The organism is Flavobacterium davisii (assembly GCF_042182265.1).
Taxonomy (GTDB): Bacteria; Bacteroidota; Bacteroidia; order Flavobacteriales; family Flavobacteriaceae; genus Flavobacterium; species Flavobacterium davisii.
The window spans coordinates 2,544,522-2,571,296 of the sequence record NZ_CP097869.1 but is presented as its reverse complement, the minus strand read 5'-3'; the positions used below and the strand labels follow the sequence as shown (position 1 = coordinate 2,571,296).

Genomic DNA, 26,775 nt, shown 5'->3' with positions numbered 1-26,775 from the left:
GATAATGCGACTTCTCCTTTTATCGAAGTGATAGATTACGTTGAATTTTGACTTTTCAGACACCCTCCATTGCTTTTAGGGTTATCGTATAAATTTTTAATCTCTACTAGAGATTTTTTTATCACAATACCAATCAAACGAATAACCATTATGATGGTAAAATGTGATTAAAGATTATAATTATTCTTATTTTAATGATATCTCTACCTGAATATTACCTCTAGTTGCATTAGAATAAGGGCAAATTTGATGTGTTTTAGCTAATAAATCCTCAGCAACTTCTCTCTCTACCCCATCTATTTGAGCTACTAAACTTACAGATAAATCAAACCCACCATTTCCATTAGGTCCAATCCCTACTTCTGCTGTTATACTAGATCCTTCTAATTTTATTTTTAAATTGCGAGCAACTAAATTTAGCGCACTATCAAAACAAGCTGCATAACCTGCGGCAAATAATTGTTCTGGATTAGTAAAAGCACCTCCTTTACCTCCTAATTCTTTTGGCATTTCTATTTTAAAATCCAAAACACCATCTTCAGATTTTATACTACCTTCTCTACCTCCTGTTGCGGTTACCTTTGTAGAATACAATGTTTTCATTTTTATTTAATCTATTAATGTTACTAATTCACTCATAGGTTTACGTACTTTTTTAAGATTTACCAACCAGTCATTAGGAGCATTTTTATATCCCAAAGGAAGGATTAATGTACTTCTTAAATTCTTTTCTCTTAAATTAAGAATTTTATCTAGTTCATCACGATCAAAACCTTCCATTGGCGTACTATCAATTCCCTCATACTCCGCTTGAGTCATGGCAGACATAAGTGCTATATAAGTTTGTTTGGCAGCATGATTGTGGTTTTCTTCTGAATTTTGTTCAGGGTAAAAAGATAAAAGTTTTTGACGATATGCTTCCCAACCTTCATTTTTAATACCTCTAATTTCATTCGTTAAATCAAACATGTGATTTATCCTTTCTGCCGTATAAGTATCCCAAGCTGCAAAAACCAGCAAATGAGAACAATCTGTAACTTGTGATTGATTCCATGCTATTTTTCTAATTTCAGCCTTGATAGCTGGATTGGTAATTACAAATACTTCAAAAGGCTGTAATCCACTAGAAGTTGGAGTCAATCGAATAGCCTCTAAAATATTTTCTATTTTTTCATCTGGAATCGTTTCTCCTGTCATTGCTTTACAAGCATAACGATTATTCAATAATTCTAAAAAATCCATATTCTCTTCGTGTTATATAATTTATTATTTTAAAGATTTAATTTTATTACTTTTTTATACTATACCATGCCAATTTATATGCGTTTTCTAATACATTTTCATCAAAAAAGAGTTCTCCTGTTTGATGTTTAGCTACTAAAAACGACAACGGATTTACTGCAAATCCATAAATCAAATAAAGCGAACAATCTTTTACAATTCCTTCCTCTTGCCCTCTTTTACATAAATCCATAAACTTTTTTAAATACGAAATTCCTTTACTACGAGTTTCCTCATTAATCATAGGTGTTATATCGCATAAAGATTGAAAAAGAGCTTCTTTAATATGATTTCGCTTATAATTTGCTATAGCATACCAAATTACTTTAAAGCCTTCTTCTACTGACATTCCTTCATGATAATCTTTAAAAATACAATCACTAATTTCTTCCTTTAAATGAAGATAAAGTTTATCTATAAGATCTTGCTTATTTTCAAAATAAATATAAATAGTAGCAGGTGCCACATTTGCTTTTTGTGCTATTTTAGACATTGAAGAAGCATGAAACCCATTATTATTCACTAATTCTAAAGTTGCCTCTAATATTGCTTTTTCTTTATCTTTTAATTGAGGTCTCATCTCTATTCTTTTTTTATGATTACAAATATACAAAAAAAGAACGAACGTTCATTCTTTAGTTTTTAAAAAAATTATAAAAACAATTTCTTCAATAAAATCTAAAAAAGAAAGATAAATTCTGTTTTATAAAAACTCTCTCTATAACAACCTACAAAATTAAACATGCCATAAAAAAAAAGGAATATATACGGATTTTCCGTAATAATTTGTTTATTTCTTTTTTTATCTTGGCCCTCAATAACCAACCTATCCAATTTAGAAATGAAAGAGAAAATTAAAATTATTATCAAACTATTTATCAATCAATTACAAATTATATTAACCTAAAAAAGATGATATATTTTCAAAAAAAAACAGAATATCATATTAGCAAAATACCATCAATTCATCTCATAAAATAATAAAAATAAATATTTAACGTTAAAGTTATAACGAAAAGATATTTTAACAAACAAAATAAACTAAAGAGAGGAAATAAAAAATTTCAATGTTTCGACAAAATAGTCAATAAAAAATTCTTATTTGTATTTATAAACTAAACTAATAAAATGAAAATTAAATATTTAACTATTATAGCAATACTGTTCTTTTTCTCTTGTAACAAGGACAATGATGACACTAATTTGAAAGTAGAAGAATCTATTGATTTCAAGCAAAAAATGCGAGAATTTGTAATTGGTATTAGCCAATATTCTAAATCCATCAATCCTAATTTTTCAATAATCCCACAAAATGGAATTGAATTAGTCTCAACAACAAATGATGGTCTAGGAGCTCCTGTTTCTTCTTATCTTGATGCTATTGATGCCAATGGTCAAGAAGATTTATTCTATAGTTCTGAAAATGATAATCAGCCTACCCCTGATGATCGAACAGAGTATCTAAAAAAATTACTTAATATTTCTAAAAATTCTGGAAACAAAATATTGGTAATTGATTTTTGCTCAACTGGCAATGACATTTCGGACTCGTATTCAAAAAATAATAATAACAACTACACTTCCTTTGCTACAACTGAAATAGGCTTAAACTCTATCCCCCCTTTACCTAACCCTATCAATCAAGAAAATGATTTAAATATTAACGGTATTAATGATGCTAAAAACTTCTTATACATAATAAATCCTACACAATTTAAATCTAAAGATGATTTTATTACAGCCGTAAATAAAACAAATTATGATTTAATAATAATGGATTTGTTTTTTAGAGGAACCCCTTTTACTGCTTCTGAAGTAAATCGACTAAAAAATAAAGAAAATGGAGGAAAAAGACTTGTTATTTCATACATGTCAATTGGAGAAGCTGAAAGCTATCGTTATTATTGGGACAAAAATTGGTATACAAACAAACCCAGTTGGTTAGATGAGGAAAACACTGATTGGAAAGGTAATTTTAAAGTCAAATATTGGGATGAAAACTGGCAAAGCATAATTTATGGAAACAACAACTCTTACTTAAAAAAAATATTAGATGCTAACTTTGACGGAGTATATTTAGACATAATTGATGCTTTTGATTATTACACTAATTAATAATTTCTTCTTAATTTTATAGTCAATATAAAATAAGTAATAACACTAAAATTATTAAAATAAAAAAATGGTACGATTAATTTTATCAATTTTTAGCTTAGGCTTAACATTAATATCTTGTAACACTAATAAAGACGAAAAAACTGTTTATATTGGAGCAAACACCACACCTTGCAACGCGGGGGTAATGGAAACAGAATGTTTGCAAATAAAATGGAGTAAAAATCAAAAAGAATGGGATTTTTTTTACAACACTATTCAAGGATTTAAATACGAAAAAGGTAATGAGTACGAGCTTGTTATTAAAGAAGAAAAAGTAGAAAATCCTCCAGCTGATGGATCAAATGTAAAATACACATTAATAAAAGAAGTAAGTAAAAAAAGATTACTGGTAACGAAATAAAATAATCTTATACAAATTGTAAACAAGATACATAACTCTTAAAAAATGAAATTTTGATCTTTCATTTTTAAAAATATTTTAAATAAAAATTATGTATTGAAATAAAATTAACAAATTAGTTTCCCTCATTTTTAACAAAGCCTAAAAGTGGGGGAAAATAATTTAAATGATCTCTATCTTTTTTAGTCTTTTTGACTCTATAAAAAATGATATTGTATTTATTCTATAAATAATTGACTGACTATTTTTACAAACACCTTTTCTTTAATAAATGAGATCATATCGGTATCATATAAACTTATTTTTTCTAATAACAACTCTTTATTGCTTTTCGCAATCACAAACAAATAAACAAAAGTTAGATACTCTAGGTATAATAAAACTTGTTGAAAAAAAAGGGCTTTTATTAATCCCCAAAGGACTCAGCAAAAAAGAAATAAATACAATTCCTTCCTTAACACCTAAAATAACTTTTGACCCAAAGAAAAACAATTGGACTGTTATTTCAACTGACTATAAGACTACACAAAAAGGAGATTGCAAAAAAACGAATGGCTGTACGATGGTTATTACTCAAATAGTAGTAATATCAGACATAACAAAAAAAATAATTCATACTAATAGAACTGAAAAACTATATCAAAACTATGAATAAAGCAAATCTATATTTTAAAAGATCCATTCAAGTCAAATTATAGTTTAAATTTTATCTCCAAATTAATAAAATAACTTAAAAAAGGATTTTTTTTTACTTAATAGACTAAAAGTAGATTAAGTAAAAGTTTTACTCATTTTTGAGATGCATTACTAATCTTATTAATAAACTAATTTTAAGCAACTTACATATTCTTTTGAGCTCAAATTTAAAACTATGAAGTAATTTAATTTTTAGTCTATAATTTATTCTGCTCATTATTAAGTTCGTTAATACGACTATTTTTTCTCTAAGTATAGATTACATATTAAACTTAGTAGTAAAGATGAAAAGGAAAAAAAACAAAAATGTTGTGAGATCAAAAGCATAATTTAACAGGGCGTTTGTCACTTCGACCGAAGAAATAAGTTGTCCATATTATATTATATCATCTCTACTTTTGTATTAATGAGAAGATTCCAAAATTTTAACACAACCTAATTGAGGACATAAAGTATACTCTTTTAGATTCAAAAGTTCTAATCTATTTATAATAAATTTCTAACGCATAATATGGGGTAAACTATAATTTTAAAGTTAGAAAAATAAAAAAAGAGATTGTCCAAAAATTACCATTGAAAAATGATAAAATAAATTTTAAAATTTACTTTTCGGACAACCTCTAATTTATAAAATCAGTGTTTGATTATTATCGCACTAATTTTTTATATTTGATTCTTGTTGGCACTAAATCACCTAAACGCTTTTTACGATTTTCTTCATAATCTGTAAATCCTCCTTCAAAATAATATACTTGTGAATCTCCTTCAAAAGCTAAAATATGAGTACATACACGGTCTAAAAACCAACGATCGTGAGAAATAATTACGGCGCAACCTGCAAAATTTTCTAATCCTTCCTCTAATGCACGAAGTGTATTTACATCTAGATCATTAGTAGGTTCATCTAATAATAATACGTTTCCTTCTTCTCTTAAAGTCATAGCTAAGTGCAAACGATTACGTTCTCCTCCTGATAGTGTTGCTACTTTTTTGTTTTGCTCACTACCTGAAAAATTAAATTTAGATAAATAGGCACGTGAATTTACCTGTCGTCCCCCCATCATGATCAATTCTTGACCATCACAAAAGTTTTCCCAAATAGATTTTTCTGGATCAATATTTTTATGTGTTTGATCAACGTATGCTATTTTAACTGTTTCTCCTATTTCAAATGAGCCAGCATCTGCTTGTTGCTCTCCCATTATCATACGGAAAATAGTTGATTTACCAGCACCATTTGGACCAATAATTCCTACAATACCTGCTTGTGGCAAAGTAAAATTCAAATTATCATATAATAATTTGTCACCAAATGCTTTGGCTACATTTTTAGCCTCGATTACATTAGTTCCTAAACGAGGTCCATTAGGAATATATAATTCTAATTTTTCTTCTAATTGTTTAGAATCTTCATTTAATAAGCGATCATAATTTTGGAGACGTGCTTTTTGTTTTGTTTGACGTCCTTTTGCACCTTGACGCACCCAATCTAACTCACGTTCTAAAATTTTACGACGTTTTGATTCTGTTTTTTCTTCTTGCTCTAAACGTTTTGCTTTTTGATCTAACCAAGAAGAGTAATTTCCTTTCCACGGAATACCTTCTCCTCTATCTAATTCAAGTATCCAGCCTGCTACATTATCTAGGAAATAACGGTCGTGGGTTACTGCAATAATCGTTCCTTTATATTGTTGTAAATGTTGTTCTAACCAATGTACTGATTCCGCATCTAAGTGGTTAGTCGGCTCATCTAATAACAAAACATCCGGTTCTTGTAATAATAAGCGACATAAAGCGACACGACGGCGCTCTCCTCCTGATAATATTTTTATAGGTGTATCAGCATCTGGACAACGAAGTGCATCCATTGCTACTTCTAGTTTATTATCTAATTCCCAAGCACCACAAGCATCTATTTTATCTTGTAATTCTGCTTGACGATCCATTAGTTTTTGCATTTTATCAGCGTTCTCATAAACTTCTGGCAAACCAAATTGATCGTTGATTGTATTGAATTCTTCCAGTAATTTAACTGCTTCTGCTGCGCCTTCACGAACAATTTCTATTACGGTCTTTTCTTCATCTAATTGAGGTTCTTGTTCTAAATAACCTACTGTATAACCTGGTGCAAAAACAACATCGCCTTGATGATTTTTATCAATTCCAGCTATAATCTTTAATAAAGAAGATTTACCTGAACCGTTTAAACCTAGAATACCAATTTTAGCTCCGTAAAAAAAGCTTAAATAAATATCTTTTAGTACTTGTTTATTAGTTGAAGAATAAGTTTTACTTACCTTCGACATTGAAAATATTACTTTCTTATCGTCTGACATAATATGATTTAAAATTTTAGAATTTAGAATAAAGATTGAAGACTAAGAACCATAACGGACTCTATTTACACTCTTCCTTTTAAAGCATTAAAAACCCACGCATTAGCAAAAAAACCGATTCCTACGGCACTAAATCCCCATCCTGCTACATCTGCATAACGATAAATACCTAAGCCTATTAAAATTATTCCCATAACAATCATTATAAATGTTGCCCATGCTAGAACTGTATTTTTATTCATTCCTACACTCATTTTAAATTCAATATTTTATATTACTTTAAAGTTGCAAATATCGTAAATTTAGTTAAAAATTTTAACTAACATTTCTTTTAATAAATCATCTTGTGAAAGATTTATGGCTCCTACTCCTTTACTTTTTAAATCGACCTCTTTTAAGGTTGCTACAATCCCACTTACTTTTTTCATGGGATAATTTCGAGCCGCTAATTCATAATCTTTTACAAAAAAAGGATTTACTCTTAATACTGATGCAACGTTTTTAGGATTTTTATCTTTTAATCCGTGATATAGCAATAATTGTAAAAAAAAGCTAAATACCAACCCTATTGTTAAAACTATTGGATTATCTTTCGGGTTTTGAGCAAAATGATCTGCTATTTTATAAGCTTGAAGCTGATTTCGTTCACCTATTGCTTTTCTTAATTCAAATGGATTGAATTCTTTACTAAAACCAATATTTTCTTCAATAATTGCAGGGGTAATAAGATCTCCTTGCTTTAATATTATAGAAAGCTTATCTATTTCATTTGCAATTCTGCTTAAATCAGTCCCTAAAAAATCTACAAACATCTGTATTGCTTTGGGTTCAATCTGTAGTTTTTTGCCCTGCAAAACACGTGTTAACCAAGTTCCTACTTGATTTTCGTATAATTTTTTACTTTCAAAAACTACTCCCTTTTTTTCTAAAACTTTGGTAATTTTTTTTCGTTTATCCAAAGTTTTATACTTATAACAAAGTACTAAAACCGTTGTAATTTGAGGATTTTCAGCATAAGTTTCCAATTTATCAATAGTACGAGATAGTTCTTGCGCCTCTTTTACAATGACCACTTGTTTATCTGCCATCATAGGATAACGCTTAGCATTTCCAACAATATCTTCTATTGTAACATCTCGACCATAGAGTATTGTTTGATTAAAATCTCTTTCGTGTTCTTGTAAAATATTTTGTTCTATGTACTCTGACAATTTATCAATATAATAAGGCTCTTCCCCCATTAAAAAATAAATAGGTTTGATAATTCCTGCTTTTATATCTTTTATAATTTTTAGTGCTTCGTCCATTTTTTTAAGGTTTTAAACTTTAAGTTTTCCGTTTTGAAATAACTTGAAACCTGAAATTAAAAAACTACTTTTGGAAAATGATAAAGTTAAATTTCCCTTCCTATCAATTTCGGTTCAAAAGTAGCGAAAATAAAGTATCTATTTTTGATGAAATCCGTAAAAAGTTTGTTGTTCTTACTCCTGAAGAATGGGTTAGACAAAATGTAGTTCGCTTTCTATTAGAAGAAAAAAAATATCCCAAATCATGTATTAATGTAGAAAAATTAATTAAAATTAATAATTTAAGTAAACGATATGATATTGCTGTTTTTCAACCTAATGGATCTATTTTTTTACTAATAGAATGTAAGGCTCCTGAAGTACAAATTACACAAAAAACATTTGATCAAATAGCTCGGTATAATTTGGTATTAAATGCACAGCATTTGATGGTAACAAATGGATTCAACCATTATTTTTGCACAATGGATTTTAAAAATGAGCAATATGTTTTTTTAAATAAATTACCTGATTACACTCCTTATTGATCTTCTTTGATACCCTAAAAGTATATAGTATGTTTTTTATATTTTTTATCCGTTAATACTTTTTATATCAAAGTCTATTATCACCTTACTTTATTAAAAACTTTTAGTAAAATTTTATTTTTTTTACTCCAATCCCTTTAATTAGACTTATTTTTGTGGTCATAAAATATGTTTTTACTTATTATAAAAATTAAAAGCTTATTAAATTAAGCTACTCAAATATGAAAAAAATTGCTGTAGTCATACTTAATTGGAATGGACAAAAATTATTAGAACAGTTCCTCCCATCTGTTATTCAGTATTCTCCAGAAGCAACTATATATGTTGCTGACAATAATTCTAATGACAATTCAATATCGTTTGTTAAAGAACAATTTCCCCATATTAAAATAATAAAAAACAAAGATAACTTTGGTTATGCAAAAGGATATAATGAAGCATTAAAACATGTTGAAGAAGACATTTATGCGTTAGTAAACTCCGATATCGAGGTAACTAAAAATTGGTTACAACCTATTGAGAAATTATTTGATGAAAACCCAAAGATTGCGATTGCTCAACCGAAAATATTAGATTATAAAAACAAAGTAATGTTTGAATATGCAGGCGCAGCAGGCGGTTTTATAGATCGTTATGGTTTTCCTTTTTGTAGAGGTAGAATCTTTGAAACCTTAGAACAAGATAATGGTCAATACGATGATGTTATTGATATTTTTTGGGCAACTGGTGCTTGTTTTTTTATACGAAAAGAAATATTTAGAGAATTAAATGGATTGGATGCTGATTTTTTTGCACATCAAGAAGAAATTGACTTATGTTGGCGCGCTTTTAACAAAGGATACATGATTAAATATTGTGGTTTTTCTACTGTTTATCATGTTGGAGGTGCTACATTAAAGACAGGATCACCAGAAAAAACATTTTTAAATTTCAGAAATTCATTATGGATGATGACTAAAAATCTTCCTACCTCTCAATTAATTCCTATTTTATTTGTACGAATGTTATTGGATGGTATGGCTGGAATTAAATTTTTAGTAGAATTAAAACCCAAACATTTTTGGGCTATTTTAAGGTCTCATTATTATTTTTATACCAATTTTTCTAAACAGTTCAAAAAGAGAAGTACAAATCAAAAGGGAAATTATTATAAAATAAATTCTATCGTTTATCGTTATTTTATTAAAAATGGCAAAATTTTTGATTATCAATATAAAAATTAAATTAGAATGAATAAAACATTTTTAACATTATCTATTTTAGGTCTTTTAACAACTTCTTGTGTTTCTAAAAAGAAATATGCTGAATTAGAAACTAAAAACAAAGAAACGCAAGACTTGTTAAATACCGCAACTATTAAATTAAATTCTTGTTTAGAAGAAAAATCAGGGCTTAACGCGAGTTTAACCGCTTTGCAGAATGAAAATCAAAATTTAAGAAGAAATAATTCTGATTTGATTAATAGTTCTAAAGAAATGACTGTTTTAACTCAAAAAGGAGCTCAAAATATAGAAAAAGCGTTAGAGGCAATCAAGGAAAAAGATTTAAAAATTAATCGTTTACAAGATGCTTTAACTAAAAAAGATTCTGTAACATTGGCTCTTGTTACAAGCTTAAAACGTGAAGTTGGTATAGATGATCCAGACATTAATATAAATGTTGAAAAAGGGGTTGTCATGATTTCTATAGCAGATAATTTATTATTTAAATCTGGTAGCTATGATGTAAGTGATAAAGCTAAAGGTGTATTAGCAAAAGTTGCAAAAGTTGTTAATAGCAAACCTGATTTTGAATGTATGGTAGAAGGTCATACGGATAATTTACCTATCAAAAATAGCGTTTTATTAGACAATTGGGATCTTTCTGTAAAAAGAGCGACCTCTATCGTTCGTGTATTAGAAAAAGATTTAGGAGTAAATCCTAAGCAATTAATCCCAGCTGGTAGAAGTTTTCACATTCCTTTAGTGGATAATGATACTCCTGAAAATCGTTCTAAAAACAGACGTACTAGAATTATTATCATGCCTAAAATTGATCAATTTTATGAAATGATCGAAAAAGAAATGAAAAATTTAAGTAAATAATTTTAAAAAAAATACGACCTTGTTCTTTTTACTTCGTTCAATCATTTTACTTTCATCAAAGTAAGACCTGAACGAAGTAAACTAACAAAATAAAAGCAAATTTATTTTTACTTTATTTTTCTCTCAATTCAAGCACGCACTTTCATTTTAATCGCAAAATAGTTTCCTCTTTCTTCTTCTAAAATTTTACGTGAGCAGGTACCTAAATTTATTGAAATTTTTGTTTCGTAACGAAGCTAATACGAAATCTGAGGCAAACAATATCGATACGTTAACTTATCCATTTTTTAAAATCATTTACTCTTTCACGAGCCACTATTATTTCATCATCTTTGTAAGAAGGCAATACTAACTTTAATCTTGAATTACTATGTATTTGAATTTCTTTAATTGATTTTAAGGATACTATAAATTTTCTGGATATGCGATAGAAATCTTCTGGATTAAGCTCATTTTCCAATTGTTCCAAAGTTCCTTCTATTAAATAATCACGGTTATCTAAAGTATGTAAATAGGTTCCTTTATCTTGACTGTAAAAACATTCTATTTCTTTAATTTCAATTAATTTTAATTGTTGTCCTATCTTTACTGCAAAACGTTTTTTATATTCTTTTTCAATAGGATTCACTAGCATTCGTTTAATCATATCAAAATCTAGCGAAAGATTTTGCACCGTTGATGTTCGAGATTTAAATTTATTAACAGCCATTTTTAAATCCTCCTCATCGATAGGTTTTAATAAGTAATCAATACTATTTAATTTAAAAGCTCGTAAGGCATATTCATCATAAGCTGTTGTAAAAATAACAGCACTTTTTATGTCTATTTCTTCAAAAATTTCAAATGATAATCCGTCAGATAACTGAATATCTAAAAAAATCAAATCAGGGTGTATATTATTTTGAAACCAATATCTTGCTTCTTCAACAGAATGTAATGACTGGCTTACAATAAGTCCTAATTTTTCTACTTTACGTTGCAATAATCGCGCTGATGGTTTTTCATCTTCAATAATGATAACATTCATATATTAGAATATTTATTATTTTTTAACAAACTAAAGGTCTTACTTTAGCAATGTTATTTTTTTAATCTTATTTAGTAAAATTATAGTAACAAAAATACAGATAACTATGATTAGATAAACTTATATATAAAAAATACTAATATAAAAACATATTTCGTTTTTGGATTACTTCCTGATAATATATTTTTATAATAACAAAAAAGGTATTGGTTTATATCATCAAGGAGTAGCTTTATAATATTCAATATCAACATAAAGGTTTTTTATTTATTATAGGATAAAAAAAAACAATTTTAAAATTGTTTGTTGAATATATTTAGAAGTATTTTTGTGATCAAGGCATTAAATAAAAATTATAATGAAAATTATTATATCCCCTGCTAAATCTCTAGATTTTGAAAAAAAATTACCTACTGATAAATTCACTCAATCTTCTTTTTTAGATAAATCCAAAGAAATAATTGAAGTAGTTAAACAATTATCGCCAAATGATTTATCTAGTTTAATGAAAATATCCCCTGCTTTGGGAGAATTAAATTGGGAAAGAAATCAACGCTTTAAAATGCCTTTTACACCTGAAAATGCTCGTCCCGCTGTTTATGCTTTTAATGGTGATGTATACCAAGGTTTAGATGTTTATACAATGTCCGATCAAAAAATAGATCTTTTACAAAACAAACTACGTATACTTTCAGGTCAATATGGCTTATTAAAACCATTAGATTTAATTCAACCTTATCGCTTAGAAATGGGAACAAAGTTAGCTATTGGTAATAAAAAAAATCTTTATGAATATTGGAAAGAAACCTTAACAGAATCACTAAATCAAGAATTAAAAAATGATACTTTTTTTATTAATCTTGCTAGTAATGAATATTCCTCGGCTATTCATCTTAAGAAATTAAATGTTCCTGTTATTACACCCGAATTTAAAGATTACAAAAACGGACAATTAAAAATAATTTCTTTTTTTGCTAAAAAAGCTCGCGGATTGATGGTTCGTTATATTATTGATCATAATATTGAAACAATTGATGGGATAAAAGGGTTTAATTATGAGGGATATTGTTTTGACGAATCGCTTTCTACTAATAATAAATTAGTATTTACGAGATAAATTTTATATATTTAAGTCCCTTACTAAATAAAGAAAAACCTCGTAATTATTCAGTGAAATGAATTAAAACGGGGTTTTTTATCAAATAGATTCTTATTTTGAGCTAAGAAATAAAAAGAAAACAAAGTTAATTTTATTTTCAAAGCATCAGATTAAAAGAAATCGGATCATTTTAATTGATAAAATAATAGGAGAAGAAAAAACAAAAAAATTCTTGATTAACAACATCTAGTTTAATCTAATAGCATTAAGGTTATAGCAACCCATTATATTTTCTCACAAACCACTCAACAGCTAAGAGTAACACTAGTATTACTAATCCATAAACCCAGTCTATAAGTGGCGATTTTTTAACTACTTCTTTTTGTATGGGTTTATATTTTTCTACATTTTCTAAATAAAGCATCAGTTGATCTGTGTCTTTAGGAAGATATAATTTACCTTCGGTATTTTCTGCTAATTGTTTCAATCGGATGATATCGGCATTAACGAATTGTTTTTCTGCATCAAAATATAACATCTGAAATTTAGCTAAATACTGTGTTCCTGATTGTTTTTCCTTAACTATAAAGTCGTAATTACCTGCTTCTAAATTATCAAAGGCTACTGAAAAATCATTATTACCTTTTAAAAAATCGTATATTTTGGATTGTTTGGTATCATTATTTTTTAACTGGATAGTAAGCTGTGCATTTTCATCAAACTCGTAATTTTTATTAAAATATTGAGCTGATATTGTAACGGTTTCACCGGAATTATAAAAGTTTTCATGATTAACTACTAAATTTTTCTTTTTGTTATTAGAAGCTAAGTATTGTATCATTTTATCAAAAAAAAGATCAAATTTTTCAAAAGATTTTTCTTTTAAATAACTTTCTAATCGCCATTTCCAAATATTTTCTCCAAATAAAAAGGCATTTCTATTAATACCATTTTCGCTAAAGGCTAATAAAGGACTTTCGCTATCTACCATACGTATACGTGCGGTAAGTAGTACATTGATATTGGATTTTGGAATGATGGTTCCGAATGGATTTTCTAAGGGAGGAAATTGTTCAAAACCAAAATTATCAATAGAAAAAGAATTAAAATTATGATTAAAATTAGCTGAATAATCTTCCTTTTGGGCTGATGTTTTAAATTCGAATTGATTATAGTACTGTGATAATAGATTAAAATCAGTATTTAGTCCTGTAATAACAAAAGTGTTAATTTTACGATTTTTATTTTTTTCTAGAATAGGTTTAAATTCAGAATTGGGCTGATAAAAAAACAAAATACTAAAATCATCTAAGTTCTTAATATCTCTTGGTTTTAATAAAGTTACTTTTCGTTGTTCATTCGATTCTATTGCTCTTTTGATTGTACTTAAATCGGGATGCACAATCGAGGATATTAAAGCAATTTCTGTGTGTTGATCTATTACTTCTACAGCAAAATTTTTGACATTATTAAACTTATTTTTTTCATTTTCGGAGGAAGTAATAACCGCTTTATAAGTATGTACTCCTACTTTATCGGCATTTAATAAAATAGATAATGTTTCTGATTTTTTATTTGCAGAAAAAGAAATATTTTGTTTGTAAATTGTTTTATCAGAGGTTTGTATAGCCAAATTAGCGGTAACTGATTTATTTCCCGTATAATTTAAAAATATTTCTACGGGAAACTTATTCTTTAAAAAAGCATATTTATTAGCATTTAATTGATTGATTTTTAAATCTAAATATTCTATTGTATCACCTAAAACTACGGGAAAAACATTCGCATTTTGTTGAATATTAAAAACGTAATCATTTCCTTGTGTTTGATTTCCATCAGTTAATAAAACTACAGGATGGTTTTGTGTACGATACAATTGTTTTAATTTTTCAAATGCTTTGTAGATATTGGATTGTTTGCCTTTAAAATTAAGTGGTTGATCTGTATTGAGATCTTGATCAAAGGAAAATAGTTGTATTTGGTATTTTTCCTGAAGTTTTGAATTTTCAGAAATTTTTTTAGATAATTCTTTTGTTATTTTACTTTGTTTTAAAAACTCAATTGATTCTGAATTATCAACAACTATGGGTAAAGGAGTTTTCGTTATTTCGTAAGTACTTTTGGTAATAATTGGATTAATTAGTAATAATAAAACAAAAAATAGAGACGAAAAACGTAAAAAAGCTAAAAATAATTGAAGACGTGATTTGTTATTAACTTTATATAAATAGTGATAAAAAGCAATTCCTGCAGAAACTATTATTGCTAAAAGTAAAAGTAAAATTGTCTTTATCGCCATTTTTTTATAATTAGTAAAAAGCAATTAGTAAAGAGTTAATCATGAAAACTTGAACATAATTAGCCCTCTACTAATCAACACGTTAGTATAGTTTTTTTTTATAAGACGGAATCTATAAATTAGGTAAGCATTCCTCCATCTACATTCAATACTTGTCCTGTAACATAAGCACTCATATCAGAAGCTAAGAATACACAAGCATTCGCAATATCCTCTGGTTTACCACCACGTTTTAAAGGAATTGTATCTCTCCAACCTTGTACTACGTCTTCATTTAATTTAGCTGTCATTTCTGTTTCTATAAAACCAGGTGCTATGGCATTGCAACGAATATTACGTGATCCTAACTCTAATGCAATCGATTTAGTAAATCCAATCATACCTGCTTTAGATGCGGCATAATTGGCCTGACCTGCATTTCCTTTTACCCCTACTACACTACTCATATTAATAATAGATCCTGCACGGTTTTTTAACATTGTTTTTTGTACCGCTTTGGTCATGTTAAATACTGATTTCAAGTTGATATTTAGTACCGCATCAAAATCTTCTTCTGACATTCTCATTAATAAATTATCTTTAGTAACTCCTGCATTATTAATCAGAATATCTATAGTTCCAAATTCTGCTAAAACATCATCTACTAACTTTTGCGCTTCATTAAAATCGGCTGCATTTGATTTATATCCTTTTGCTTTAACTCCTAAAGCTATCAATTCATTTTCTAACGCTAAAGCACTTTCTGCTGATGAACTATAAGTAAAAGCTATATTAGCTCCATTTTTCGCAAATACTTCTGCTATACCTTTACCAATACCACGACTAGCTCCTGTAATAATAGCAATTTTTCCTTCTAATAATTTCATTTTATTTTTTTAATATGTATAACAACTTGTTTGGTCGAACAAATATAAAAATACTTTAATATTTTCTATAACATTTTAAATTTAAAATTAAACCTTTCTATTTTTCATTAGTCCTATAAAGTATATTTATAGCTATTCATCTATTTAAAAATCAAGCCTTATGAAAAAACTAATCTACTTATCATTATTAATAATTTTGAATACCGCCTGTCAATCTCGTGATGATTCATATATTCCAATTAATCAAACTTCAGACGAATTTCCTAATATTACAGCTACTTTTGGTAATAAAATAGATTTAAAAAATCTTTATAATTATGCAAATCAAACAGTACCTGATTATGTTACTAAATTTAATACTGGCACGAATCTTATAACTAATAAAGGAGCTACCTTAGGAAGAGTTTTATTTTATGACAAAAATCTTTCATCTAGTAATACTATTTCATGTGCCAACTGTCATCAACAATCTAATGCTTTTGGTGATACAGAAGTGGCTAGTAAAGGTGTAAACGGTACTACAGATAGACACTCTATGCGACTAGTAAACAATCGTTTTGCCAATGAAACCAAATTTTTCTGGGATGAACGTGCATCTAGTCTAGAATTTCAAGTTACGCAACCCATTCGAAATCATACTGAAATGGGATTTAGTGGTACAAACGGAGATTTAGATTTTAATAGTTTAATAACTAAATTAAGTGGAATATCTTATTATAAAGAGTTTTTTAAGTTTGTATATGGTTCCGAGGAAATTACAGAAGCAAAAATTCAACTTGCTTTAGCTCAATTTGTAAAAAGCATTCAATCTTTTGATTCTAAATATGATGTAGGTAGAGCACTTGCAACAAATGATAACCAATCTTTCTCTAATTTTACAGCTCAAGAAAACACAGGTAAAAATTTATTTCTAACACCTCCTATATTCGATACAACAGGAAACAGAATAAGTGGTGGATTAGGCTGTGCAGGATGTCATGCTGCTCCTGAATTTGACATAAATCCTAACAGTAGAAATAATGGTATAGCAGGATCTCTTAATGGTGGTCCTGATTTTACTATTACAAAAGCGCCAAGTTTAAGAGATTTAGTTAAAGCAGATGGTACTCTAAATGGTCCTATGATGCACACAGGAGTTATTACAACATTACAGGCTGCTATTGGTCATTATGGAAATCTAACAAATGCTGCTGCAAATAATCCTAATTTAGATAATAAATTAAAACCTAATGGTTTTGGACAACAACTCCACCTCACTTCAACGGAAGTAAATGCTGTTATTGCTTTTCTAAAAACATTATCTGGTACCGCTCTCTATACGGATCCTAAATGGTCTACACCTTTTAAATCCTAAAAATATCGTTAGAAATCGTTCTCTAGTCATATTTTTTTGTAAAGGATAATCCCAAATTCCGCATTAAACATCTATTCCGCTTTATTTTTCTTCCAATTTGAGTAAGTACTTGAATTTATTGGAAATTTTGTTTCACAACGAAGTCTAATTCGGAATCTCGGTTATTGTTATTAGACTTCCTGAAGTAAGTATTTGAGAAACATACTGCCTTTATTAGGAAGGCAGTTTATTGTATTATATAAACGGTTTTGTATTTTTATGTTAATTTACTCCTTTTTATTTCTTCAATTATTTCACTCGTAATGGAAACTAATTTATTTTCTATTTGTCTTGTTAGTTCTTCCAAGTCGTTAAAGTTTGGCTTATCAATTAGTACTGTTTCAAGAATTGAATATTGAGGTCTAGTTGTTCTGTCTTTATTCCATTTAGTTAATTTAAAGTATTCCCAATATTTTTCTTGAATTGGAATTGTTTGACCTAAAAGCCAAATTTCAAATTGCATTTTTGTATGATTCAATACGAGTCCCATTTTTAGCTTTCTTTTTTTTAAAAAGTCGTTTGTATAATAAAAATATGTATAGTCCATATAACCTTGAAAAAGACTTCCGAATGAATATGTTTCTATAAGGTTCTTTGATAAATTTGTACTAAGTCTTGTTAGATATTTAACGAGTCCAACATAGCCTTCTTGAATATCGCCTTTGTCTAGTTGCTCTTTGTATTTGTCAACAAAATAGTTCAAATCTTTCATTCTTATTTCATATTATTATTTGTTTTGTTAGTTAGTCGAGTTAACTTATGCCTAAGCTGGTATATAAAAAAACGCACAACTACCTCCAAATATAACCAAAATAGTTTGTTCAAAAAGAATATTTTCGGTTTTAGTAGGTACGTGCTTGATATTTAAAGAAAAATAAAGTGGAATAGATTTACTTCGTCTATTCGCTACGCTCGGGTCTAATGCGTAATCTGGGATTATAGTAGATTTTTTTCTATAAATATCGTTTTACTAAATTAAAAGACAAAAACATGTACTTTTTAGCGACTATGTTTGATAATTTTTACAGTGTAATTAAGATTAAATCTATTGTCTTTTAAAATACTTATTTATTTCATTTTGAATTTTACTTAATACTGGTATATTTCCTGATGTCTTTTTATTTAATTGATTATACGAATATTTTAAACTAAATAAGAAAATAAGTATTGACATGATATAAGTTAAACTGCTTGTATTTTGATAAATAAATAACAAAATAACAAGACTTAATAAAGATAGCATAATGATACTATTTTTTAAAATTTGTTTTTCAAATACAAATGAATAACGTCTTTTTGTAATCAAATAAATAAAAATATTGTATTGAAAGAAATGAATTAAATAAGCAACACCTAATCCATTGATTCCATAATACATATAAAAATATATATAAAGAATTAATTTAATTAGATTTCCGTATATTCCTTCAAAAAAAAGATATAATATTTTATCACTTTTTGCAAAGGAAATATATCCCATACAGTATGAAACTAATTGAAAAAAAGTTGCAAAAGAAATGAATCGAATTAATAAAACCGAATTTAAAAATTCTTTAGATAAAAATAATTTTACTACAAAAGGTGCTATAATAATTAATAAAATCAATAATGGTGAAACTAACAAAACGACTACGTCCGTTTGTTCATTAACTAATTGTTTTATCTTTTTGTTATCTTTAGAAACCATAGACAATCTTGGAAAAAAATCAGTAGCTAATGCTGTTAATAAAAAACCTATATATTGAGTTGTTAATGAAATAGCTGCTGAATATAATCCTAAATCATTTAAACCTCCTCTTTCTTCTATAAAAGTATTGATGAATTGGTTTGTAATTAATCCTAAAAGAGTTGTTATAATCAGAACTAAACCTAATTGTATAATTTTTTTGGCATATATAATAATTGTATTATTTAATTCAAAACGTATTTTAATGTTACTTTTTATAAAATAAAGGAGTGAAATTATAAAACTAATAAAAGCTGAACTTAAAATTGAAGGAACTATACCTCCTTGTTTATAGTTATAAAATAATAAACTGGATAGTACAAAGCTAATAATAGATATGTATATACTTGAAACAATGATATCGTGTATCATTTGTAAAGACTTAAAAATAGTTTGTATTCCTTTTGCTAAAGTTGTAAAGAAAATAAATAAAGATAAAAGGATAAAATCTTGGTAATGATTGGATGTTTTAAATGTAAACAGACTTAATTGTTGGGCAAAGACAACAGTTAAAAAGGTTCCTAAAAGAGCTGAAAATAAAAATAATAATATTGAAATATGGGTTCTTTTTTCTATTGCTTGCTGATCGTCTTCCTCTAAGGTATCTGATAACTCTCTTACCACACTTAACTCTAAGCCAAATAAACTAAAAGTGGATATAATGTTTAGAGTAGAATTAAAAAGATTATTTAAAGCAATACCAGAAGGACCTAAAAAAACAGCCATAATCTTCCCCTTAAATAGAGCTATTATAATATTTACAAACTGAACTAATCCAAAGCTTAAAGTATTACTCAGGCTTTTTTTATAACTTTTAATATTGGAGGTGTCTTCTTGCATAATAACTAAAAATTCAGAAACAAGTTTCTTTACATCTAAATTAACAACATCTAATTAGGCTAACATCTGGTATTTTAGATATCGATAAAAGCATTAAAAAGTATTGATTATTTTTATTACATAATCTACTTCTTCTTTAGTCATAACTGGACTTATAGGCAAACTAAGTACTTCATTATGGATCTTTTCTGTAACTGGAAAGTTTAAATCATTCCATTCATACATTGCTTTTTGCTTATGTGGCGCAACAGGATAATGAATAAGTGTTTGAATCCCGTTAATTTCTAAAAATTTTTGTAGTTCATTACGTTTTTTACACCTAACCACAAAAACATGAAATACATGTTCCTCTAACGTTTTAATTTGAGGAAGAATGATTTGAGGATTTTTAATTTTTTTTAAATAACAATCCGCAATTACCTTTCTTTTTTTATTATCCGCATCTAATTTAGGAAGTTTAATATTTAAAAAAGCCGCTTGTAATTCATCTAATCTTGAATTAAATCCTTTCAATTCATTATAATATTTGCTTAATGAACCATAATTACGTAATTTCTGTACAAGGTCAGCTATTTCTTTATCATTTGTTACTACAGCGCCTCCATCTCCCAGAGCACCTAAATTCTTACCTGGATAAAAACTGAATGTACGGGTATGATTTCCTTTAAACTTTAAACCATGGGCTTGTGCACAGTCTTCTATAATTAACAAATCGTATTTTGCACCTATTTCTATTATAGCATCCATATCAGCTAATTGACCATACAAATGAACCACTAGAATTCCTTTTGTTTTAAACGTTATCTTTTCTTTTATTTTAGAAGAATTTATAGTATAGGTTTCTAAATCTGGCTCAACTAATATAGGAGTAAGTCCTGCTTGTATAATTCCTAAAATAGACGCTATATAAGTATTGGCTGGAACTATAATTTCATCTCCTTTTTTTAAATTCCCTTTTTCTAAATAAGCTAAAAGGGTAAGTGTTATGGCATCTAATCCATTTCCTACTCCAACGCAATAATTAGATAAACAATAATTTGCAAATTGTTTTTCAAATAGCCTTACTTCTTTTCCTAAAATATACCATCCTGATCTTAATATTTCTTGTAACTTATCTTGAAAAAGAATTTCATAAGGTTCATTTATCTTTTTTAAGTTTAAAAAAGATACATTCATAAAGTCAGGGTTTAATATAATATCTGTCATAAATTTATTAGATTCTATTTTTTTCTATGTTCTTTTATTAATTTGATTTTATATTTCTATTTCATATATATCAAAATTATAAATTGAACAGCCTAACTCTATTTTTTGTTGTAACAAACCTACATTATATCCTAGAGAACTATCATCACTAACGGTTCCCATATCAAAAAACTGAAATGAATTTTCATATTTTTGAATCAATTTAATAAATAAAAAATCAAGTGCTCTATATTTTTCGCCTAATGTAGTGGTAGCTCCATATTGGGATTTTATTCCTTTTTTTGATACAAAAAGCGTAATTCCTGCCATAATTTCATTTTGAAAATAAACGGAGTACTGTATAATATTATCAGGAAATAAATTCCGTAATTTTTGTATTTCAGCTAATGAATGTACAGGTTTTGTATTATAACGATTTAACAATCTAGGCTCTAAAACTTGTGTCCAAAAGGGTTTAAAATTAGATTCTTCTCGTATTTCTAAACCTAATTTATTAATTTTATTAAAGTGTTTCATTTTACTTTTAGAAATGGAAACAGTTTTTTTATAATCAATCATTAAACTCATTTCTCGTTTAATCAACGAGCATTTGTAACGATTAAACAAGAGAGAATCGACACCTTGATTATCATTTAAATACAAATCAGGCATTTGTTTTAAGATAAGCTTTTTTATTTTTTTTTCTTTTAAAAATTTAAAAATACTTTCAAAAATTATTTCTATTTTGTTCAGAGCCATTTTTGATAAAAAATAAAAACCGCCATAAGTTAATCCTTGATGTGAATATACAACTTGTCCTATCCTATTAGCTGGTAGAATAGCTACTAGTCTTTTATCATCAAAAATCATTAATGAAAAATCTTCAAAGTGTTCTTTATGATATTCCATATAATCACGATGAAATAAAAAAGTCGTCCTTTTAGATTCTTCAACAAACGCATTCCAAATTGTATAGTAAGTTGAATTATATTGTATTATTTTAAACAAACTCTATTTTTAAATATTAAAAGTCGAAAAATACACATTTTAATATGCCTATACAAATTTTAAGATCTCAGATTTTTTAGATAATTTTGGTTTCTTATTTAAATACAATGAAACAAATTAGCTCAATTCATAATCCTTATATCAAATCATTAAATTTATTACAAGAAAAAGCCAAAGAAAGAAAGAAAACAGGAACCTTTTTAATTGAAGGAATACGTGAAATAGAATTAGCTAAAAAAGGAGGCTATCATATAGATAGTATTTTAATCTGCACAGAAATACTTTCTGCATTTGATGTCACTGTATTTGAATCCAATCAAATTATCGAAATATCAAAAGAAGTATATCACAAGTTGGCTTATCGTGATACAACGGAAGGAATTCTGGCTGTTGCAAAAACTAAATCTTTTAATTTAACCGATTTAAAATTACCTAAAACCCCTTTAATATTAGTTGCAGAAGCTCCTGAAAAACCTGGTAATATTGGAGCTATACTTCGTACAGCAGATGCTGCCAATTTGGATGCGGTAATTATTGCAAATCCCAAAAGTGATTTATACAACCCAAATATTGTTAGATCTAGTGTAGGTTGTTTATTTACTAATCAAATTGCAACTGGTACTACTGATGAAATTATAGATTTCCTAAAAATCAATCAAATTAATTTTTATGCGGCTACATTACAAAATTCTACAAATTATCATACCCAAGATTACACTCAACCAACAGCACTGGTTGTGGGTACTGAAGCCATAGGACTAAGTGAAAAATGGCGAACTGAGGCTACTCAAAATATAATAATTCCTATGCAAGGAGCTATAGATAGTATGAATGTATCTGTTGCCGCTGCTATCTTAATTTTTGAAGCTAAAAGACAACGTGATTTTAAGTAATTTAACAAATAACATTTTTTACATTTCAACAAACAAAAACTAAAACCAATCTGAACACAAAAAATCATCATTCCTTATTCTGTTTCTAAAACAACCTCTTAATTAACAATTCGTTACAAAAACATCATATCTTATTGATTCCAAAATATTTAATTTTATATTTTGGCTTTTACTATATCTTTAATGTAAAAATACTGTTAAAGAATTAATTCTTTTAAGATATCATGATGTCATTACAAATTTTGTCAATAAATTTGATGGTATTATATAATGATATTTTAGTTATAACCTTCCTATGCTTTTGTATTGAATATATTAAAAACGAATAAAACTAAGGATTAAGCGATAACTATTTTCAAAAGAATAGACTGTATATATGCCAAATAATCAAAATAGATATATAGACCGAGAAAAAAGCTGGTTAGCTTTTAATTTTAGAGTATTACAAGAAGCAGCTGATGAAAAAGTTCCTTTATTAGATCGTTTGCGATTTTTAGGAATTTTTTCAAATAATCTTGATGAATTTTTTAGAGTTCGATATGCTGCTATCAGAAGGTTAGCTCTGGAAGGAAAAACAGGGGAAGAAATTTTAGGTGGAATATCATTACAACAGTTAATTAAAGACATAACGGATACTGTTATAGAGCAACAATCTGAAAGCCTTCGAATATTGAGTCTTATTGAAAAAGAATTAGGAAAAGAAGGTATTTTTATTATTAATGAAACCGAAATAAATAAAGAACAACAAAATTTTATTAGAGATTTTTTTATTCAAAAAGTAAGTCCTGAACTGGTAACGATTATACTTAATGATTTAGACGAATTTCCTTTATTAAAAGATACCTCAGGATATTTGGCTATTAAAATGGTTATGAAACCAAATGAAGAAAGTAGCCTTTTTGAAAAAATAAAATTAAAAAAAGAAGTTCGATATGCTGTAATTGAAATTCCTAAAACCATTAATCGTTTTGTTGTTTTACCTTCTAATAATGATAAACAATATGTTATCATGCTAGATGATGTAATACGTTATAACATTCATCAAATATTTACCATTTTTGATTATGATAGCATAACTGCTCACATGATAAAAATTACTCGTGATGCAGAATTAGAACTTGATACAGATTTAAACAAAAGTTTTTTAGAAAAAATTTCACTAGGTGTAAAAGATCGAAGAATAGGTGAACCTGTACGCTTTGTATACGATCAAACAATAGACAAAGATACTTTGAAATTTTTTTTACATAAAATGGGAATAAATTCTAAGGATAGTTTAATTCCTGGTGGTCGATATCATAATCGTAGGGATTATATGGATTTTCCTAATTTAGGCAGATTTGACTTATTATATAAATCAAACGTACCATTAATAGTAAAAGGTTTAAGCCTAGAAGGAAGTATATTAAAACAAATTGAATACAAAGATTTTTTAATAAATGCTCCTTATCAATCTTTTTCCTATATCATTCGATTTCTTAGAGAAGCAGCCTTAGATCCATACGTAACAACTATAAAAATTACCTTATATCGTTTAGCCAAAAACTCACAAATTGTAAGTTCATTAATTAATGCTGCTAAAAATGGTAAAAAAGTTATTGTTCAAATAGAGTTACAAGCTCGATTTGATGAAGCAAGTAATATTTCTTACGCAGAAATAATGCAAACAGAAGGTATCGAATTGATTTTTGGTGTAAAAGGTCTAAAAGTTCATAGCAAAATATGCTATGTAGAACGAATCGACGAAAAAAGAAAATTAAAACGCTATGGCATTATATCAACAGGTAATTTTAACGAATCTAGTGCTAAAGTATATACTGATGTAACATTATTCACAGCCCATCAAAAAATATTGAAAGACATGGTTAAAGTTTTTGAGTTCTTTCAAATTAATTATAAAGTACATCGCTATAAACATTTGATTTTATCGCCTCATTATACTCGATCTAAATTTTGCAAATTAATTGATCGTGAAATACTTAACGCGTCATTAGGAAAAGCAGCTTACATAAAACTTAAAATGAATAGTTTATCTGATTACAAAATGATAGATAAATTATATGACGCTAGTAGAGCTGGTGTAAAAATTCAATTGATTGTTAGAGGAATTTGTTCTCTAATACCAGGTATTAAAGGAATGAGTGAAAATATAGAAGCCATTTCTATAGTAGATGCCTATTTAGAACATTCCAGAGTTTATATTTTTTGCAATGACAATAATCCTGATGTATTTATTTCATCAGCCGACTTTATGACTAGAAACTTAGATGCTCGTGTAGAGGTTTCTTGTCCTATTTATGATGACGATATAAAAGAAGAATTAATAAGCACTTTTGATATAGGTTGGAAAGGGAATGTTAAGGCACGCTTTCACTCTGAAAAATTAGATAATAAATACCGATTAAGAGCAGATAATCCCATTTTTAGAGCACAATTAGAAACCTATCAATACTATCGAAATAAAATAGAAGTTATAGAAGAAATAATTTAAATCAATCCGAATGATTAATATAAAAAAATATGCCGCAATTGATATAGGATCTAATGCTGTAAGATTACTTATCATGAATGTAGTAGAACAAGAAGGTAAAGAAACTCAATTTAATAAAAGTGCTTTATTCAGAGTACCTATACGTCTAGGACAAGATGCTTTTACAGTGGGAGAAATTACGCAGGAAAATATTAATCGGATGATAGATGCTATGAAAGCCTATAAATTATTAATGGGCGTTTATAAAGTCGAAAAATATAAAGCCTGTGCAACTTCTGCTATGAGGGAAGCATATAATGCCAAAGAAGTAGTAGAATTAGTAAAAAAGAAAGCCGAAATTAAAATTGATATTATTGATGGTAAAAAAGAAGCCGCAATCATTGCCGCCTCTGATTTACATTCATTTATTAAAACAGAACAAACCTATTTATATGTTGATGTAGGCGGAGGAAGTACTGAATTTTCTTTGTTCAGCGAAGGAAAAATGATAGCCTCTAAATCATTTAAAAATGGAACTGTTCGATTACTTAATGAAATGGTAAATAACGTGGTTTGGGAAGAAATTGAAAAATGGATAAAGAATGTAACAGAACCTTATGAAGAAATTACTCTAATTGGGTCTGGAGGAAATATTAATAAAATTTTTAAATTATCTGGCAAACAACAAGACAAACCTTTATCGTATATTTATTTAAATACACAATACCAATACCTCTCTTCATTATCTTATGAGGAAAGAATTGCTGAATTGGGATTAAATACAGACCGAGCTGATGTAATTATACATGCTCTTAGAATTTATTTAAACGCTATGAAGTGGAGTAAAGCTAATAAAATTTATGTTCCAAAAATAGGCCTTTCAGACGGTATTATCAAGGCAATGTACCATGAAAAGATCTAAAAATCAGCATCCTTTTATTAGAAAAAGATATTACTTAAAGATCCGCTATAAAAAGAAAAATTTTTAATCCATAAAATGAAATTCTTCCCTTTTTTAGTGTTTATAAATATGAGTTATTCTTTGGTCAAAGTGACAAACAATACGTTAAGCCTGCTCTTTTAACCCCTCATATCTGTAAGAAAAATTTTATTCGTTTTTCATTCATCGTCTTCATCACAAAATCTAACGCGTAATCTGTTTGGCTCAAATTACGCGTTAGCAATTTATTACAAATAAAAATAACGATCGAATATTTTGG

Annotated in this window: 24 protein-coding genes; 11 read left to right on the top strand and 13 right to left on the bottom strand. The window is 27.6% G+C overall.

Annotation, left to right across the window (positions count from 1 at the left end; translation table 11 throughout):
* Positions 1 to 186 precede the first annotated feature (186 nt).
* The 3 genes from NAB20_RS10900 to NAB20_RS10890 are packed head-to-tail and all read right to left on the bottom strand — an operon-like array spanning position 187 to position 1,861.
* Positions 187 to 603: an organic hydroperoxide resistance protein gene (locus tag NAB20_RS10900; protein ID WP_088394890.1), complete on the bottom strand. Its 417-nt coding sequence runs from the start codon at positions 601 to 603 to the stop codon at positions 187 to 189.
* Positions 604 to 609: 6 nt separating this feature from the next.
* Positions 610 to 1,242 (bottom strand): NAD(P)H-dependent oxidoreductase, encoded by a 633-nt coding sequence (locus NAB20_RS10895; RefSeq protein WP_105196928.1) that lies wholly within the window; start codon positions 1,240 to 1,242, stop codon positions 610 to 612.
* A gap of 46 nt (positions 1,243 to 1,288) precedes the next feature.
* Positions 1,289 to 1,861: a TetR/AcrR family transcriptional regulator gene (locus NAB20_RS10890; RefSeq protein WP_105196927.1), complete on the bottom strand. Its 573-nt coding sequence runs from the start codon at positions 1,859 to 1,861 to the stop codon at positions 1,289 to 1,291.
* A 548-nt stretch (positions 1,862 to 2,409) separates the two neighbouring features.
* On the opposite strand from NAB20_RS10890, the gene NAB20_RS10885 reads away from it, so the two are divergent.
* The 3 genes from NAB20_RS10885 (at position 2,410) to NAB20_RS10875 (ending at position 4,454) form a co-directional block, all read left to right on the top strand.
* Entirely contained in the window at positions 2,410 to 3,396 is a 987-nt protein-coding gene (locus NAB20_RS10885) for an endo alpha-1,4 polygalactosaminidase (protein ID WP_105196926.1), read from the top strand.
* A 67-nt stretch (positions 3,397 to 3,463) separates the two neighbouring features.
* Positions 3,464 to 3,799 (top strand): DUF4377 domain-containing protein, encoded by a 336-nt coding sequence (locus NAB20_RS10880; protein ID WP_105196925.1) that lies wholly within the window; start codon positions 3,464 to 3,466, stop codon positions 3,797 to 3,799.
* Between the two features lie 271 nt (positions 3,800 to 4,070).
* Positions 4,071 to 4,454 carry a hypothetical protein gene (locus NAB20_RS10875; protein WP_105196924.1) on the top strand — a complete coding sequence of 128 codons (384 nt, stop codon included), beginning with the start codon at positions 4,071 to 4,073 and terminating at the stop codon, positions 4,452 to 4,454.
* A 688-nt stretch (positions 4,455 to 5,142) separates the two neighbouring features.
* Here the strand turns inward: NAB20_RS10875 and ettA are convergent.
* From ettA to holA, 3 genes are all read right to left on the bottom strand, one after another.
* Positions 5,143 to 6,831: an energy-dependent translational throttle protein EttA gene (gene ettA / locus NAB20_RS10870; protein WP_105196923.1), complete on the bottom strand. Its 1,689-nt coding sequence runs from the start codon at positions 6,829 to 6,831 to the stop codon at positions 5,143 to 5,145.
* A 65-nt stretch (positions 6,832 to 6,896) separates the two neighbouring features.
* Positions 6,897 to 7,073, bottom strand: coding sequence for a CAL67264 family membrane protein (locus NAB20_RS10865; protein WP_014164682.1), 177 nt, complete (start codon positions 7,071 to 7,073; stop codon positions 6,897 to 6,899).
* Positions 7,074 to 7,133: 60 nt separating this feature from the next.
* The gene (gene holA / locus NAB20_RS10860; RefSeq protein ID WP_375605125.1) at positions 7,134 to 8,138 is read right to left on the bottom strand and encodes a DNA polymerase III subunit delta; all 1,005 of its coding nucleotides are present in this window, start codon (positions 8,136 to 8,138) and stop codon (positions 7,134 to 7,136) included.
* Between the two features lie 77 nt (positions 8,139 to 8,215).
* Here holA and NAB20_RS10855 point away from each other — a divergent pair, with 77 nt between their 5' ends.
* From NAB20_RS10855 to NAB20_RS10845, 3 genes are all read left to right on the top strand, one after another.
* Positions 8,216 to 8,665, top strand: a complete 450-nt coding sequence (locus NAB20_RS10855) for a type I restriction enzyme HsdR N-terminal domain-containing protein (RefSeq protein ID WP_105196921.1) — start codon at positions 8,216 to 8,218, stop codon at positions 8,663 to 8,665.
* Between the two features lie 221 nt (positions 8,666 to 8,886).
* The gene (locus tag NAB20_RS10850; RefSeq protein WP_235877932.1) at positions 8,887 to 9,888 is read left to right on the top strand and encodes a glycosyltransferase family 2 protein; all 1,002 of its coding nucleotides are present in this window, start codon (positions 8,887 to 8,889) and stop codon (positions 9,886 to 9,888) included.
* 6 nt (positions 9,889 to 9,894) lie between these two features.
* Positions 9,895 to 10,749: an OmpA family protein gene (locus tag NAB20_RS10845; RefSeq protein ID WP_088394611.1), complete on the top strand. Its 855-nt coding sequence runs from the start codon at positions 9,895 to 9,897 to the stop codon at positions 10,747 to 10,749.
* 271 nt (positions 10,750 to 11,020) lie between these two features.
* Here NAB20_RS10845 and NAB20_RS10840 read toward each other — a convergent pair whose 3' ends face one another.
* The gene (locus tag NAB20_RS10840) at positions 11,021 to 11,776 is read right to left on the bottom strand and encodes a LytTR family DNA-binding domain-containing protein (protein ID WP_105197091.1); all 756 of its coding nucleotides are present in this window, start codon (positions 11,774 to 11,776) and stop codon (positions 11,021 to 11,023) included.
* A gap of 358 nt (positions 11,777 to 12,134) precedes the next feature.
* Between NAB20_RS10840 and yaaA the strand changes: the two genes are divergently transcribed.
* Entirely contained in the window at positions 12,135 to 12,893 is a 759-nt protein-coding gene (gene yaaA / locus NAB20_RS10835) for a peroxide stress protein YaaA (RefSeq protein WP_088394613.1), read from the top strand.
* A gap of 253 nt (positions 12,894 to 13,146) precedes the next feature.
* Here the strand turns inward: yaaA and NAB20_RS10830 are convergent, their stop codons facing one another.
* Complete coding sequence (locus NAB20_RS10830) at positions 13,147 to 15,174, bottom strand: hypothetical protein (protein ID WP_375605124.1); 2,028 nt, start codon at positions 15,172 to 15,174, stop codon at positions 13,147 to 13,149.
* A 119-nt stretch (positions 15,175 to 15,293) separates the two neighbouring features.
* A complete protein-coding gene (gene fabG / locus NAB20_RS10825) occupies positions 15,294 to 16,040 on the bottom strand; it encodes a 3-oxoacyl-[acyl-carrier-protein] reductase (RefSeq protein WP_088394363.1) in 747 nt (248 codons plus the stop codon).
* A gap of 160 nt (positions 16,041 to 16,200) precedes the next feature.
* On the opposite strand from fabG, the gene NAB20_RS10820 reads away from it, so the two are divergent.
* The gene (locus NAB20_RS10820) at positions 16,201 to 17,394 is read left to right on the top strand and encodes a cytochrome-c peroxidase (protein WP_375605123.1); all 1,194 of its coding nucleotides are present in this window, start codon (positions 16,201 to 16,203) and stop codon (positions 17,392 to 17,394) included.
* 256 nt (positions 17,395 to 17,650) lie between these two features.
* On the opposite strand, the gene NAB20_RS10815 is transcribed toward NAB20_RS10820, so the two are convergent.
* The 4 genes from NAB20_RS10815 to NAB20_RS10800 all read right to left on the bottom strand — a co-directional run bounded on the left by NAB20_RS10815 (position 17,651) and on the right by NAB20_RS10800 (position 22,192).
* A complete protein-coding gene (locus NAB20_RS10815; RefSeq protein WP_088394359.1) occupies positions 17,651 to 18,145 on the bottom strand; it encodes a DUF7000 family protein in 495 nt (164 codons plus the stop codon).
* A 333-nt stretch (positions 18,146 to 18,478) separates the two neighbouring features.
* Complete coding sequence (locus NAB20_RS10810) at positions 18,479 to 19,999, bottom strand: oligosaccharide flippase family protein (protein ID WP_375605122.1); 1,521 nt, start codon at positions 19,997 to 19,999, stop codon at positions 18,479 to 18,481.
* A 93-nt stretch (positions 20,000 to 20,092) separates the two neighbouring features.
* Positions 20,093 to 21,205: a DegT/DnrJ/EryC1/StrS family aminotransferase gene (locus NAB20_RS10805; protein WP_375605121.1), complete on the bottom strand. Its 1,113-nt coding sequence runs from the start codon at positions 21,203 to 21,205 to the stop codon at positions 20,093 to 20,095.
* A 48-nt stretch (positions 21,206 to 21,253) separates the two neighbouring features.
* Positions 21,254 to 22,192: a FemAB family protein gene (locus tag NAB20_RS10800; RefSeq protein WP_105197114.1), complete on the bottom strand. Its 939-nt coding sequence runs from the start codon at positions 22,190 to 22,192 to the stop codon at positions 21,254 to 21,256.
* 107 nt (positions 22,193 to 22,299) lie between these two features.
* On the opposite strand from NAB20_RS10800, the gene NAB20_RS10795 reads away from it, so the two are divergent.
* The 3 genes from NAB20_RS10795 (at position 22,300) to NAB20_RS10785 (ending at position 26,477) form a co-directional block, all read left to right on the top strand.
* Complete coding sequence (locus NAB20_RS10795; RefSeq protein WP_105197115.1) at positions 22,300 to 23,085, top strand: RNA methyltransferase; 786 nt, start codon at positions 22,300 to 22,302, stop codon at positions 23,083 to 23,085.
* 376 nt (positions 23,086 to 23,461) lie between these two features.
* Entirely contained in the window at positions 23,462 to 25,576 is a 2,115-nt protein-coding gene (ppk1, locus tag NAB20_RS10790) for a polyphosphate kinase 1 (protein ID WP_105197116.1), read from the top strand.
* Positions 25,577 to 25,586: 10 nt separating this feature from the next.
* A complete protein-coding gene (locus NAB20_RS10785) occupies positions 25,587 to 26,477 on the top strand; it encodes a Ppx/GppA phosphatase family protein (protein WP_105197117.1) in 891 nt (296 codons plus the stop codon).
* Positions 26,478 to 26,775 lie beyond the last annotated feature (298 nt).